The 13998-nt window shown below is 67.0% G+C and carries 15 protein-coding genes; 4 read left to right on the forward strand and 11 right to left on the reverse strand.

Annotation, left to right across the window (positions count from 1 at the left end; all coding sequences use genetic code 11):
* Positions 1–2 precede the first annotated feature (2 nt).
* Positions 3–254: a DUF2783 domain-containing protein gene (locus LG334_RS13180; protein WP_404378733.1), complete on the forward strand. Its 252-nt coding sequence runs from the start codon at positions 3–5 to the stop codon at positions 252–254.
* Positions 255–331: 77 nt separating this feature from the next.
* On the opposite strand, the gene LG334_RS13185 is transcribed toward LG334_RS13180, so the two are convergent.
* The 10 genes from LG334_RS13185 to nifH form a co-directional block, all read right to left on the reverse strand.
* Positions 332–937 (reverse strand): nitrogen fixation protein NifQ, encoded by a 606-nt coding sequence (locus LG334_RS13185; protein WP_404378734.1) that lies wholly within the window; start codon positions 935–937, stop codon positions 332–334.
* 138 nt (positions 938–1075) lie between these two features.
* Positions 1076–1378 (reverse strand): ferredoxin III, nif-specific, encoded by a 303-nt coding sequence (gene fdxB, locus LG334_RS13190; protein WP_404378735.1) that lies wholly within the window; start codon positions 1376–1378, stop codon positions 1076–1078.
* A gap of 200 nt (positions 1379–1578) precedes the next feature.
* Positions 1579–1791, reverse strand: a complete 213-nt coding sequence (locus LG334_RS13195; protein ID WP_404378737.1) for a CCE_0567 family metalloprotein — start codon at positions 1789–1791, stop codon at positions 1579–1581.
* Between the two features lie 10 nt (positions 1792–1801).
* Positions 1802–2281: a NifX-associated nitrogen fixation protein gene (locus LG334_RS13200; RefSeq protein WP_404378739.1), complete on the reverse strand. Its 480-nt coding sequence runs from the start codon at positions 2279–2281 to the stop codon at positions 1802–1804.
* A 4-nt stretch (positions 2282–2285) separates the two neighbouring features.
* Positions 2286–2789 (reverse strand): nitrogen fixation protein NifX, encoded by a 504-nt coding sequence (nifX, locus tag LG334_RS13205; RefSeq protein ID WP_404378740.1) that lies wholly within the window; start codon positions 2787–2789, stop codon positions 2286–2288.
* The gene (nifN, locus tag LG334_RS13210; protein WP_404378742.1) at positions 2761–4152 is read right to left on the reverse strand and encodes a nitrogenase iron-molybdenum cofactor biosynthesis protein NifN; all 1392 of its coding nucleotides are present in this window, start codon (positions 4150–4152) and stop codon (positions 2761–2763) included. Before nifN ends, nifX begins: the two co-directional genes overlap by 29 nt.
* A 4-nt stretch (positions 4153–4156) precedes the next feature.
* Positions 4157–5569 carry a nitrogenase iron-molybdenum cofactor biosynthesis protein NifE gene (gene nifE / locus LG334_RS13215; RefSeq protein WP_404378743.1) on the reverse strand — a complete coding sequence of 471 codons (1413 nt, stop codon included), beginning with the start codon at positions 5567–5569 and terminating at the stop codon, positions 4157–4159.
* 231 nt (positions 5570–5800) lie between these two features.
* Positions 5801–7339, reverse strand: a complete 1539-nt coding sequence (gene nifK, locus LG334_RS13220; RefSeq protein ID WP_404378745.1) for a nitrogenase molybdenum-iron protein subunit beta — start codon at positions 7337–7339, stop codon at positions 5801–5803.
* A gap of 44 nt (positions 7340–7383) precedes the next feature.
* Positions 7384–8826, reverse strand: coding sequence for a nitrogenase molybdenum-iron protein alpha chain (nifD, locus tag LG334_RS13225; RefSeq protein WP_404378746.1), 1443 nt, complete (start codon positions 8824–8826; stop codon positions 7384–7386).
* 124 nt (positions 8827–8950) lie between these two features.
* Complete coding sequence (gene nifH / locus LG334_RS13230) at positions 8951–9835, reverse strand: nitrogenase iron protein (RefSeq protein WP_404378748.1); 885 nt, start codon at positions 9833–9835, stop codon at positions 8951–8953.
* A 337-nt stretch (positions 9836–10172) separates the two neighbouring features.
* Here nifH and LG334_RS13235 point away from each other — a divergent pair, with 337 nt between their 5' ends.
* The 3 genes from LG334_RS13235 (at position 10173) to LG334_RS13245 (ending at position 12469) form a co-directional block, all read left to right on the forward strand.
* The gene (locus tag LG334_RS13235; protein WP_404378750.1) at positions 10173–11018 is read left to right on the forward strand and encodes an NAD(+)--dinitrogen-reductase ADP-D-ribosyltransferase; all 846 of its coding nucleotides are present in this window, start codon (positions 10173–10175) and stop codon (positions 11016–11018) included.
* A gap of 117 nt (positions 11019–11135) precedes the next feature.
* Entirely contained in the window at positions 11136–12023 is an 888-nt protein-coding gene (gene draG, locus LG334_RS13240) for an ADP-ribosyl-[dinitrogen reductase] hydrolase (protein WP_404386378.1), read from the forward strand.
* A 20-nt stretch (positions 12024–12043) separates the two neighbouring features.
* Complete coding sequence (locus LG334_RS13245; protein ID WP_404378752.1) at positions 12044–12469, forward strand: ArsC/Spx/MgsR family protein; 426 nt, start codon at positions 12044–12046, stop codon at positions 12467–12469.
* A 217-nt stretch (positions 12470–12686) separates the two neighbouring features.
* Here the strand turns inward: LG334_RS13245 and LG334_RS13250 are convergent, their stop codons facing one another.
* Positions 12687–13832, reverse strand: a complete 1146-nt coding sequence (locus LG334_RS13250) for a HEAT repeat domain-containing protein (protein WP_404378753.1) — start codon at positions 13830–13832, stop codon at positions 12687–12689.
* Between the last annotated feature and the right edge of the window lie 166 nt (positions 13833–13998).

Raw genomic sequence — 13998 nt, forward strand, 5'->3', positions numbered from 1 at the left:
CCATGTTCATCGACAAGGACAAGACCGCGCGCGAGGACGGCCTCATGCACCTGAACACCGACCCGAACCTGTCGCGGCCGGACGACTTCTACGAAGCGCTGATCGACGCCCATCGGGGGTTGTCGGACGACCAGAGCCGGGACGTCAACTGCAAGCTGGTGCTGCTGCTCGCCAATCACATCGGCGACATGGATGTCCTGCGGGATGCCCTGGAGATCGCGCGCAAGGGGCATGAGCCGGGGCAGGCGACTTGAGCGTCTGACGGCGCGCGGGGCTTAGGCGCCCCGCACCCGCCGTTCCCGCGACTGTCCAGAAACCGAAAGCAACACCCCTACTCCGCCGCCACCCGCGCTGCGTTTGCCAGCGGCAACAGCGGGTCGCCGGCCTCTTCTCCGAAGCACACCGCGTAGTCATGGCACGCCGCGCAATTGGGCGCCTTGCAGATGACGATGCCCTCCATCTGGCAGAGCTGGCGGTAGAAGAACTTCTTCCATTTCATGTTGTCACCGTTGCGCGCCGCCAAGGGCGCGAAGTGGCGCGTCAGCAGGCCCGACAGCTCCGACCGGTCCGACAGGCCCAGGTCCTGCCACAGGTGGTTGGCGCCCAGCGAGCGTCGGGCGACCATGGCGGCGAGCCAGGCTTCCTCCGGCCGGGTGCCGGTGGTGCGGTGGTCGAGCAGAAGGCGCTTGAGGTCATCTTCCTCCAGCGCCTCGTCCGCACCAGGCACGGCGGACGGCGGATCGACACGGATGTCGCGGCAGCCGGGGAAGTAGGTGGCGAACAGGGCAAGCAGGGCGTCCGGCGCGAGCCCCGTGCCATCGCACAGGGTTCGCGCCGGATCGGCCCGACAGACGGCGACCACGCAGGCGAACACATGCCGGTCGACGGACTCCCCCAAGCCATCGGCGGACATGAGACGCTGGTAGACCGTCTGCATTGTACTTCTCCCTTCAGCGGTTGCGGGGCGGCTGGCGGTGGATGTGGATTCCGGCTTTCGCAGGAATGACCGGCAGCTAAAATTCCCGTCACACCAGCGAAGGCTGAGGCCCACACCCGATGCCGGCCGCGCCTTCCCTCACGCCGCCGCTTCGGCCGGAGCGTGGGTCTGGCAGCTGTTGCCGCAGACCTTGCTGCACGAGTTGCAGCCGACACAGTTGCCCGGATTGGCGACCGTCATGACCTTGCGCTCGATGTCCTCGTCATCGTCGAAGGGGTCGACAAGCTCGCCCTCGTCGTTGACGCCCTTCAGTTCCAGCACGCCCTGGTCGCAGACCTTGTAGCAGCGGCCGCAGCCGATGCAGCTGTCGCTGTCGATGCTTTCCAGGTACTGCGGCACCCACGGCGAGCCGTCGCGCCGGGCAAAGGTGATGGAAGCCATGACAATCCCCTCTTAAATCGATTGAACTCTGCCGCCCGACGCTCCGCGTCGGGACGTGCGTTCATGCGCCACGCAGGGTCACGCGCCTGACCGGCGCGGGGTCGCAGTGTGTGCCCCGCACACGCCTCCGGCTCCGCGATCCTATTCGCCTTGCCCGCTCGCACAGCGAGCGGGCAAGGCTCCGGCCCCGCCGCACCATATCAAGACGCGGCGGCGGCCTTCTCCGCCTGCTTCAACTCCGCGCGGGCGGCCGTCAGTTCGGCATAGGCGTCGTGAGTGGCCTGTGCCACGTCCATGATCTTCTCCCAGTCCACCGGCAGTTCCTCCGACAGGTCGTGGAGGTTCATCTTGGCGTTGGTGGCCCGCGCGCTGAGCTTTTTCACGCGCGCCTTCAGCTCCTCGATGTCGCTCATGGCCGGCCCCTCATGCGTCCGCGACAGCCGGAAAGGTTTCGATCCACTTGACCGCGTCGGCGACCATCTTCTCGCCCGCCTCCTCCAGCTTGGCGACGGTCTCGAAGCCGAAGCGGTGGACGTCGCGCAGGGACTTGGCGACCACCACCAGACGGCCCGTCGTCATGATGACGCGGCCGAAACCCTCGTGGCTCATCTTCATCATGGGGCTGCACATCTTGCCCGTGCGGCGTTCCACAGCGAGGCCGACAGCAGCGTAGAACAGTTCCACCCGCCACAGGATGTCGGGGTCCGGGTCGCCGATGATGGGGATCTCGCGGCGCTGTTCCCTGGTGACGATGAAGTCGTCCAGCAGCTCGCGGTCGGATTTCTTTTCCCAGGCGCCGTAGCTGTCCTGGGCGCGGATCTGGCTGACAAGCTCCTTCACGAAGGGGCCTTTCATGGCTGCCGCCTCCTCGGGCGTCAGCTCCAGCACGGGCGCGTCGGTCATCGGGTCAGTCCTCCTCGTCCAGGAACGACAGGTCGCGTTCGTCGGTCTTGCCCAGGGCCTTGCGCAGCCAGGGCGGCGGCGTGCCCTTGAGCATCGCCACGGTGCGGTCCAGAACCTGTGTGATGGGCTCGGGCTCGGGCACCTTGATGGGGTGGACCCGCGCCGCCACCACCTTGGCCGCCGCCGGGCCGCCGATGGCCTTCACGAACAGGATGGCGCAGCCGTCCAGCGCGCCGATCTTGGCCGCGATGCGGTCTTCGCCGTCGTCGGTGTGCTTGCCTTCCTCGTTGCTCGTGTTGTCGAACTGCATGGCTTCGAGGAAGCGGTATCCAGCATCATCAACCTCGTAGACGGCGATGTTGCGGGCCGAGGCGAAGTGCGCGTCGACGGTTTTCATATCCTGGGTGGTGAAGGCGATCTTCATGGTGCCCCTCTTGCGTTCCGGCCGTGCGGCGAGCGTGGTGTCTCCGTCGGCATCCTCAACCAGCCGCAGCTTGCGAACCGCCATGGCTCCCCTCCCCTGACCCGAGTCCGGCCCAGTCGGCCGGGCTGGCGTGGTGGGCGTGGTCGATGAAGGTGTTGGCGAGGTCGCAGACCAGCGCCCGCGTGCCGCGATAGCCCACAAGCGTCTGATGCGCCGCGCCGATGCGGTCGAACTGCGGGAAGCCGACGCGGAACAGCGGCAGGCCCAGGCGTTCGCTCGCCTGTCGGCCGTGGCTGTGGGTGACGAGCAGGTCGGCGCCGGTTTCCGCCGCGCCGGTTTCCAGGTCGCCCAGGTCGCCGACGATCACCTTGCCGCAGTCCAGCGCCTCCAGGTGCGGGGCGGGCATGGTGGTGACCACCGTGGAAAGCTCCGCGCCCATGCCGGTGAAGATCGGCCCCAGCGCCCACAGAAGGTCGGGCTCGGCGGCGATGGCGATGCGCTTGCCTCCGAAGTGAAAGTGGCCGTCCAGCATGGCGTCCACCAGTTGGCTGCGCTGGCGGCGCAGGCGTTTGGGCACCGGCTGGCCGCTGATCTCGGCCAGCGTCACCACCAGCCGGTCCACCGCCTCCAGCCCCGTCAGCCCGTCGATGAAGCGGGTCGGCACGCCCGTGCGGGCCTCCAGCCGCTCTCCGCTGATGCGCATGTGCTCCCCGATCGCCAGCGTGCAGGCGGAGCGGTGCATGCGGCCCATGTCCTCAAGCGTCGTGCCGCCGTAGGTGGTGCCGATGTGGCGGCCCGGCACGTGCCCGTCGAGCGATCCCGACAGGTCGGGCAGGTTGATGGGCTCCAGTCCGAAGGCCTCGATGATCTCGCGCAGTTCGTCCACATCGCCGGGGCTCATGTGTGCGCCGGCCAGCACGTTGATCTGCCGGAGCGTGCGCGTGCCGTCGCCCTGGGGCACGAAGCGGTCGATCATGGCCGAGACCGCCTTGCCCCACCCTTCCTGCACCCCGCCGGCGAAGTCCGGCGTCGCGGCGAAGACCAGCTGCGTGTCGCCCAGTGTTTCGGCGTGCCTCGCCTGGATGGTGCGGACGTCGGCGAAGGTGTCCTCGCCGCGGGTTTCCGTCAGCCCGGTGGAGCAGATGCCGATGATCTTCGGCCTGGCGCGCGCATGGATGTTCAGCACCGCCTGTTCCACGTTGTCCATGCCGCCGAGGATGGTGGTCACCTCGTTCATGGCGGTGGTCTGGAACGGGATCGCTTCCTTGAAGTGGCGCACCAGCAGCACCAGCGCGAACGCCGTGCAGCCCTGGCTTCCGTGGAACAGCGGCAGGCAGCCGTCCAGGCCGAGATACGCCATGGCCGCACCCAGGGGCGGGCTCATCTTCAGCGGGTTGGTGGAGGCGGACTTGCGCGCGATGACGAACGTGTCGCTCGGCTTGTGCATGGCTTCAGCCCTCCCCGCCCGTCAGGATGTTTCCGTCGGCGTCCCAGGGCGCGTCCTTCTGGACGGTCGCCCACATGGGATTGTTCACGGCCTTGTCGAGCTGGCGCACCAGTTCCACCATGCCGACGTAGCCGGCGTAGGCGTAGTGCCGCTCCTGGTTGATATCCAGCCACGGCCGGCGGGCCTTCAGCGCCACGAACTGGGTGCGACCGCCCGACAGCATGATGTCGGCCTCGCCCTCCTCCAGCATCCGGTACATCTCGGGCGCGGGAATGGCGCCCACCAGCGCGCTTTCCTCGCCGTCCATGAGGTCGAGCGCGCGCGCCTTGTCGTTGCTGGTGGCCTTGCGGACGGAGGTGCGCACCACCTCCATCCCCACCTCTTGCAGCGCGGAGACCACCGACCAGCTCTTGTGGCCGCCGGTGTAGAGCAGCACCTTCTTGCCATCCAGCCGCGGCTTGTAGGCACGGATCGCGGCCCAGGCGTTTTCCTCTTCCTTCGCGATCAGCGCTTCCGCGCGGTCGATGAGCGAGGCGTCCGCGCCCTGCTGTACCAGTAGACGGCTCATGGTGCGCAGGACGTCGGAGGTGTCCTCGATGCCGTAGAAGCTGCCCTCGAAGTACGGAATGCCCCACCGCTCCTGCATCTTGCGGCCGACGTTTATCATCGCCTGGGAACAGACCATCATGTTCACCCGCGCCCGGTGGGCGGTGGCGACGTCGCGATAGCGGGCATCACCGGTGATGCAGGCGCGCAGCCGGATGCCCAGCTTCTCGAACAGGGGCCTGACCTGCCACAACTCGCCGGAGAGGTTGTATTCGCCGATGATGTTGACGTCCGTCGGGCCGGCGTCGTCGGGTTCCATGGTGCCGATGACGTGGTCGAGCAGCGCCTCCCCGCCCAGCTTGTTGCCCAGGTTCTTTGATCCCACGAAGCCCGGCGCGTTGACCGGAATGACCGGTACGCCCAGCTTTTCCGTCGCCACCTCGCAGACCTTTTCCACGTCGTCGCCGATCAGCGCCGGAACGCAGGTCTGGTAGACGAAGACGGCCGGCGGGTTGCGGTCGGCGATCACGTCCTTGATGGCCTTCCACAGCTTCTTCTCGCCGCCGTGGATGACATCCAGCTCGCTCATGTCGGTGGTGAAGCCCATGCGGTACAGCTTCGACCCGGACGACGCCGCATGGCGGTTGTCCCAGGCATTGCCGGCGCAGGCGATGGGGCCGTGCACCAGATGGACCACATCGGTGATCGGCTGCAGGGCGATGAGCGCCCCGTCATAGGCACAGCCGCCGGCGGCGGCACCGGGCATCAGGCCCTTGGTGGAACAGCCTCTCTTGCGCTCGGAGTCCGACTTCGCCTGGTTGGTGGCGCAGCCGGGCTCGTTGAACAGCTCCTGGACTTTCTGCTTCAGCATCGCGGTCTCCTCGGCGGAACGGGGGAGTGGTCCCGAGGGGGTGATGCCTGCGTGGTTGCAACCCCTGTGCCAGAGGGAAAACGGCGGATTTTCAAGGGGTTGGGGGAGTGTCGCTTTGTCGCGTCCGTGCCAATTGTCGGATGTGTGACATGGCTTCTCGCCCCCCACAAAAGAAAACCGGCCGGAAGGTTTCCCTTCCGGCCGGCTTCCGCGAGAGAAGCGGTTCCGGCGCTACCGGGTGAGGTCGAACGAGTAGTCCGTCACGCCGGTCTCGTTGGTGGCGGCATCGATCGTGTCGAACACCTTGTCCAGCAGCGTCACCAGCACGCGCAGGCCACCCTGGTAGCCCCAGGTGGGGAAACGGTGGTGGTGGTGACGGTCGAAGATCGGGAACGTCAGGCGGATCAGCGGGATCTTCAGGTCACGCTCCAGGTACTTGCCGTAGGAGTTGCCGATCAGGAAGTCGGCCGGCTCCGTCGCCAGCAGGGAGCGCAGGTGCCACAGGTCCTTGCCGGCCCACACCTGGCAGCCTTCACCATAGGGCGAGGAGGCCAGAAGCGCTTCCATCTGCTTGCCCCAGGACTTGGTGCCGTTGGTGGCCAGCACGTGGGTCGGCTCGGCGCCCAGTTCCATGACGAACTGCGCCATGCCCAGGCAGAAGTCCGGGTCGCCGTAGATGGCGAACTTCTTGCCGTGCAGGTGGCTCATGCTGTCGGCGATGGCGTCGACCAGGCGGCCGCGCTCCACCAGCAGCTCTTCCGGGATGTCCTTGCCCGTCAGTTCCTTGACGGCCATCAGGAAGGCATCGGTGCCCTGCACGCCCAGCGGGTAGTTGAGCGCCTTGACCTGCTGGCCCACGCTTTCGGCGTATTCCAGGGTCTTGGCGGTGCAGGCCTGCTGCATCGACAGGGTCGCCTTGGCGTTCATGGCCGCCTTGGTGTCCTCGATGCTGGTGCCGCCGGCATACATGTTGAAGGTGCCGTCGGCCGGCATGTCGTAGACGTCGGAAACATCGGACAGCAGGGTGTACTCGACGCCCATCATGTCCAGCATGCGCTTGATTTCGCGGTTGTTGGCGACCGCGAAACCGTCGAAGCCGGGGATGATGTTGAGGCTCTCGCCGGCCGTTCGCTCCTGCTTCTTCCAGAAGTACTGCAGGATGCCCTTCATCATGTTGTCGTAGCCGGTGGTGTGGCTGCCGACGAAGGCCGGAGTGTGCGCGAACGGCACGTCCAGGTCCTCGGGGATGGAGCCCTTTTCCTTCGCCGCGGAGGTGAAGGCGTGCAGGTCGTCGCCGATGACTTCCGCCATGCAGGTGGTGGAGACGGCGATCATCTTCGGCTTGTACAGCTTGTGGGCGGTGCCCAGGCCGTCGACCATGTTGGTCAGGCCGCCGAACACGGCCGCGTCTTCCGTCATGGACGAGGAGACGGCCGAGGACGGCTCCTTGAAGTGGCGCGACAGGTGCGAGCGGTAGTAGGCGACGCAGCCCTGCGAGCCGTGCACGAACGACAGGGTATCGGCGAAACCGGCGGCGGCGAACACGGCACCCAGCGGCTGGCAGGCCTTGGCGGGGTTCACGACCAGGGCCTCGCGGGCCAGGTTCTTCTCACGGTAGTCCCAGGACTTGGTCCAGTCCGCGATCTCCTGGACCTTTTCGTCCGGGTGGCCGCACTCGAACTGTTCCTTCTTCGCCTTGAACATTTCGGTGTATTCGGGCTGGCGGAACAGCGGCTGATGGTCGAGGACCTTTTCAACGCTCTGAGGCATATCGGATACTCCTGAACAGTGTGGAGCCGGAGGTCGGAGGCCGCTTACGCGGCCTTCCACGGAGCCTGGAACAGACCCCACACCGGGTTGTTGATCGCCATGTCCATGTCGCGGGCGAAGATGGCGAAACCGTCATAGCCGTGGTACGGGCCCGAGTAGTCCCACGAGTGCATCTGGCGGAAGGGCACGCCCAGCTTCTGGGTCGGGTACTTTTCCTTGACGCCGGAGCCCACCAGGTCGGGGCGCAGGCCCTCGATGAACTTCTCAAGCTCGAAGGCCGACGCATCGTCGTAGATGAGCGTGCCTTCCTTCACGTAGTCGCCGGTGCGCTGGTAGTCGTCGTTGTGGGCGAACTCGTAGCCCGTGCCGACGATCTCCATGCCCAGGTCCTCGTAGGCGGTGACGACGTGACGCGGGCGCAGGCCGCCGACGTACAGCATCACGGTCTTGCCCTCCAGGCGCGGACGGTACTTTTCCGTAACCGCGTCGACCAGCGGACGGTACTTGGCGATGACCTTCTCGGCGTTCTGCTGGATCGTCTCGTCGAACTGCTTGGCGATGTTGCGCAAGCTGGCCTCGATCTGAGACGGACCGAAGAAGTTGTACTCCATCCAGGGCACACCATACTTTTCTTCCATGAAGCGGCAGATGTAGTTCATGGAACGGTAGCAGTGGATGAGGTTCAGCTTGCCCTTGGGCGCGCGCTCCAGCTCCGCCAGGGTGGCGTCGCCCGACCACGACCCGATGACCCGCAGGCCCATCTCTTCCAGCAGGATGCGCGAGGCCCAGGCGTCGCCGCCGATGTTGTAGTCACCGATGATGACGACGTCGTAGTCGGTGCCTTCCCACTGCACGTCGGCCTTTTCCAGCACCCAGTCGCGCACGGCGTCGTTGGCGATGTGGTGGCCCAGCGACTGGGACACGCCGCGGAAGCCCTCGCAGCGGACCGGCACGATGGTCTTGCCGGTTTCCTTGGCCTTCTTGCGGGCGACGGCCTCGATGTCGTCACCGATCAGGCCGATCGGGCATTCCGACTGCACCGAGATGCCGTTGTTCAGCGGGAACAGCTCGTTGATCTCGTCGATCGTCTTTTCCAGCTTCTTGTCGCCGCCGAAGACGATGTCGCGTTCCTGGAAATCGGTCGTGAACTGCATGGTGCCGAAGGCGTTCACGCCCGTGGTGCCGATGTAGTAGTTGCGGCGCTGGGACCAGGAATAGTGACCGCAGCCGACCGGACCATGGCTGATGTGCACCATGTCCTTGATCGGGCCCCAGACCACGCCCTTGGAACCGGCGTAGGCGCAGCCGCGCACCGTCATCATGCCCGGAACGGACTTCACGTTGGACTTGACGCCGCAGTCCGACTTGCCGTCGGCCACGTTCAGGTGCTTCTTGCGCTTCTTGGCGCCCTTCTCGGGATACGCCTCGAGGACTTCCTCGATCAGCTTCTTCGAAAGCTCGGCGTCGTTGGTGTAGTCAAGGCTCATCGCCTTCCCTCCTTCAAGTACCGGCCCGGAAGGGCCCGGAGCGGGGTCCGGCGGCACCGCGCGCCCCCTTCAGCGCATGGATGCGGCGCGGCCGGACCCGCCAGGTTGGATGCTTGGTCGCGCCTTAGTTGGCGGCCGCGGCTTCCTTGGCGGCCAGCTCCGCGAGGGCCTGTTCCTCGGTCTTCATGATGCCGAAGTCCATCAGCATCTCTTCCAGCTCTTCCATGGAGATCGGGGTCGGAATGACGCCCTGGCCGCCGTTGGCGTGGATCTTCTTGGCGAGCTGGCGGTATTCCTCAGCCTGCTGGCAGTCCGGGTTGTACTGGATGACCGTCTGGCGGCGCAGTTCGGCGTGCTGGACGATGTTGTCGCGCGGCACGAAGTGGATCAGCTTGGAGCCCAGCTTGGCCGCCAGGGCCTCGGCCAGTTCCAGTTCCTTGTCGGTCTGGCGCTCGTTGCAGATCAGGCCGCCCAGGCGGACGCCGCCGGAGTTGGCGTACTTCAGGATGCCCTTGGAAATGTTGTTGGCGGCATACAGCGCCATCATCTCACCGGACATGACGATGTAGATTTCCTGGGCCTTGTTCTCACGGATCGGCATGGCGAAACCGCCGCACACCACGTCGCCCAGCACGTCGTAGGACACGTAATCGACGCCTTCATACGCGCCGTTCTCTTCCAGGAAGTTGATGGCGGTGATGACGCCGCGGCCGGCGCAGCCGACGCCCGGCTCCGGACCGCCGGACTCGACGCACTTGATGTCCATGTAGCCGATCTTCAGCACGTCCTCGAGTTCCAGGTCCTCGACGGACCCGGCCTCGGCGGCCAGGTGCAGCACGGTGTCCTGGGCCTTGGCGTTCAGGATCAGGCGGGTGGAGTCCGCCTTGGGGTCGCAGCCCACGATGAGGATTTTCTGATCCAGTTCCCGCAGGGCGGCCAGGGTGTTCTGCGAGGTGGTGCTCTTACCGATGCCACCCTTGCCGTAGAAGGCGATCTGACGCAGCGACATGGAATTCTCCTTCCTGAGTGTGTGCTGTGTGCGAAACTCTGCGGCGGGGTCGCTCCCGCCTCGCAGGCCCTTCCTTGCAGCGGCCGTGCCAGTTCCGCAGCTCATCGCTTGCGAAAGGAAAAATCCTTTTTTATCATGCGACTACACCGGCACTCCGGGTCTCGGAAGGGCCGATGCGGGCCTGTTGCGAACCCGACAATCCGCCGACACAGTGTCGCGACCCCCACAGCGGGAGCCCGGCGCCAGAGGTATCCGAATAAGGGTTTCCCCACATTTTTGTAGCGGGCATACTACGCGGCACATCCAGGCTTCAGAAGTGTTCCGGGAGATCGCGGCCGTGACCATCGCCGCCCGCGCCAGCACGGCGCCTCCGCCGCCCGCCGTCGGGCACTCCACCAACCTGGTGGGGGTGCCGACGCCGCTGCTGGCAAGCCGCGCCTACAACGAGCATCCCGTGCCGCTGCCCATCGCCGGCGTGCGCGAAATGAACCGATCGTTCTTCACCATGCTGGACGACAGCCCGACGCTGGCCGACGCGGCGGAGGCCTTCCATAAATACATGGCCGCCGTCTTCGACCTGGAGCCGGAGCAGCACGAAAAGGCGCGGCGCAGCGACGGTGGCGTGCGGCGGTTCCGGTCCAGCTACCTGCGCCTGTTCAAGGGGTGGGGCTACGACAACAACAGCCCCGAGGGGGCGGTGCTGAAGGGCTGGGTGGAAAGCCGCTTCGGCCTGTTCCCAACCTTCCACAAGGGGCCTATCCCGGCCATGGGATGCAAGGCGTGGGCGGATTACATCAGCGAAAAGATGTCGAGCCGCTTCCACAACAACAGCATTTACGTGCAGCTGGACATCATGTACGGCTTCTGCCAATGGGCGCTGGAGCGGTTCATCGCACCGGGGGAAAGCCACCTGACGCTCTGGCGCGGTGTGAACGACTACGACGAGCACCAGATGGTGGAGCGGCTGGACAAGCGCCGCGTGGTCATCCGCATGAACAACCTCGTCTCCTTCACGTCGGAGCGGGAGATCGCGGACTGTTTCGGCGACAACATCCTGGAAGCGCGCGTGCCGGCGGCCAAGGTGGTCTTCTTCTCGCGCCTTCTGCCGGTGCATCCGCTGAAAGGCGAGGACGAGTTCCTCGTTATCGGCGGCGATTATGCCGTCAACGTGTCATACTTCTAATCAAGAGGCCGCAGCGGAACGCGGTCACGAAGGGAGAAACGGCGGGAAATGTTCGTCAAGCACCCCGCAGAGGGTGCCGAGGCTTCACGCATCGAGACACAAGGACACCGCCTGACCATGGAGAGTCCCGACCTGCACGCCCGGGCGCTCGGCGCCTACCTGGGCCTGGCCGTGGGCGATGCCCTGGGCGCCACCGTCGAGTTCATGACGCGCAGCGAAATCCAGGCGCAATACGGCGTACACGCCAAGATGATCGGCGGCGGCTGGCTGCGGTTGAAGCCCGGCCAAGTGACCGACGACACGGAAATGTCGCTGGCGCTGGGCCGGTCGCTGGTGCGCTCCGGCGGCTTCGACCTGGGCGACGTCAACCAGTCCTTTGCCGAGTGGCTGCGCACCAAGCCCAAGGACGTGGGAAACACCTGCCGACGCGGCATCCGGCGCTACATCACCAAGGGCACGCTGCAGACCGAGTACCACGAGGGCGACGCCGGCAACGGCGCCGTCATGCGCACCCTGCCAGCCGTGCTGGCCACCCTGCCCGACGCCGCGCGCTGCGCCGAGTGGTGCCGGCAGCAGGCCCACATCACCCACAACCACCCGCTTTCGGACGATGCCACGGTGACGGTGGGCGAGATGGTCCGGCGTCTGATCCTGGGCGGCACCATGCGCGACTGCCGCGAACTGGCGACGGACCTGGTGGAGCGCCACAAGACCTTCCGCTTCGAGCCCTACAAGGGCCAGAGCAGCGCCTATGTGGTCGATACCATCCAGACCGTGCTGCACTTCTACTTCCGGACGGACAGCTTCAAGCAGTGCATCATCGAAACCGTCAACCAGGGCGGCGACGCCGACACCACGGGCGCCATCGCCGGCATGCTGGCTGGCGCGACCTATGGCGTGGACGCCATCCCCCGTCCCTGGCTCACCCGCCTCGACGGCACGGCCAAGGGCGAAATATTCAAGCAGACCAACGCCTTGCTGACGCTTTCCGGCATCGAGACGTAACGCGGAAGAAGGACCCTCCCATGGCCGACGTGGTGTTCTATGAAAAGCCCGGTTGCCGCAACAACACGAAGCAGAAGGCGTGGCTGTCCACCTCGGGCCACACGGTCGAAGCACGCAACCTGCTCACTGAACCGTGGACGGCCGGGGACTTGGCCGCCTACTTCGGCGACCGGCCGGTGACCGAGTGGTTCAACACGGCGGCGCCGGCGGTGAAGGCCGGCACCGTGGACCCGGCGTCCGTGACGGCCGAGGCGGCGCTGGCGCTCATGCTGGCCGACCCGCTGCTCATCCGCCGCCCGCTCATGCGCGTGGGCCACGAGCGCCGCGTGGGCTTCGATCCGGCGGCCGTGCGCGACTGGATCGGCCTGACCGACGAGGACAAGGGCGACGTCGAGACCTGCCCGAGCCTGCAAACGCCCCACCAGTGCCCCGACCCCGCGCCCTGACGCCTCGGCCATGAACCACTAGAACGCCTTCCCCTCCGGCGCGGTCGCGCCTGAGGGGCGTTCAAGCGCCACTGAGGCTCACGCCCCTTACGGGCGCGGGGTCGCAGTCGCGACTCTATGTCGCCCTTTTCGATCACGTTCGATTGAAAAAAAAGGCACTAGCGCGGGGAGTGCGCGGGGGCTGCCGGCTCCCTCGAATTTCGTTCGTGTTCTTCCCTCACCATTCCGTCGCCTGTTCCGCCAGGGCCTGCAACGTCTGCTCCGCCGCATCGGCGACCGCCGGGTCGTCGTCGGCCGCCAGTTCCTGGAGGACCGGCGCCGCCGTCGTGTCGGCGCATTTCTCCAGGGCCTCGGCCACCGCGCCCCGCACCGCCGGCTTGCGGTCCCGGGCCAGACGACAGAGCCAGGTGACCGCCGCCCGGCCGCCCAGGTCGCCCAGCGCGGCGACCACCGCCAGACGGCCGTCCAGGTCCGCCCGCTCCGCCGCCCGGCCAAGCAGCACCGCCGTGTCCGCATCCGCCACCGGGGCGAGCGCCCGGACCACGCGCGGCAGGTCCACCGGGGCCGCCGTCGACAGCCACGTCTCCAGCGGCGCCCGCCCCGCCGGAAGGCCCAGAGACCCAAGCGCCAGCGCCGCAGCCGCCGCCACGCCCGGCGCCGGATCGGTGAGCAGGGCCTCCAGCGCCGGCCCGCTCGGCCGCAGCCGCAGGCGCGCCGCCAGGTCGCAGGCCGCAACCCGCACGGCCGGCGCCTCATGCGTCAGGTGCCGGCGGGCCAGCGGAGCCGCCGGGCGATGGCGCAGGGTCGCCAGGCAGCCGAGCGCCAGGGCCAGCGACTCGGACGACAGCGCGTCGAGCGTCGCCAGGTCCGTGACCACGCTGGCGCAGGCGGGATCGTTAAGCCGCGCCAGCGCCGCCAGCGCAGCCCGCATCTCCGGCGCCCCGACGTCGCGGTCGAAGCCGGCGAAACGATGCGCGAGCCGCAGCAGCGGCGCCGTCGCCGCCCGGTCGCCCCGGCCGCCCAGGGCATCGGCCAGCGCGACGAAGGCCGCCATGGCGGGGCGCCCGTCGTCGAGCAGCGCATCCAGCCGCGCGATCAGATCCGCTGTCGCGGCCGACTCCAGGTCTTCGAGCACCACCTGCGGCGCCTCTTCAGGCTCGGGACACGGCCCCGGCGCGGCGGGCGCGGGCTGCGCCAGAGGGCGCCGCGGAAAGCTGAACAGGTCGCCCTGCGTCCGCCCCGACGCGCGCCGCCGCGTCCGGCTGCCGCGCTTGGCCGCCGCCGGACGCTCCGGCGGCCTGACCGGACCGCCGGGGGGCGGGGATGGCTCGGGCAAGGGAAGGCTGAGGCTGTCGGGCACCATGGCACCTGTCGCGAGTTCCGTTTCTGTTCCGTGCGGCCGATGATGGCGGCAATGAGAACATTCTGTCAACATGCTCGCGGCTGCGGCGTCCGTTGGTGACGAAATGGGCAGGTGGCCGCCTGGGACCAAAAGGGCGTGCAAAAAAGTGCGATTTTCGGGTGTAATG

The sequence above is a fragment of the Caenispirillum salinarum genome (assembly GCF_044803115.1).
GTDB lineage: Bacteria > Pseudomonadota > Alphaproteobacteria > Rhodospirillales > Rhodospirillaceae > Caenispirillum > Caenispirillum salinarum_A.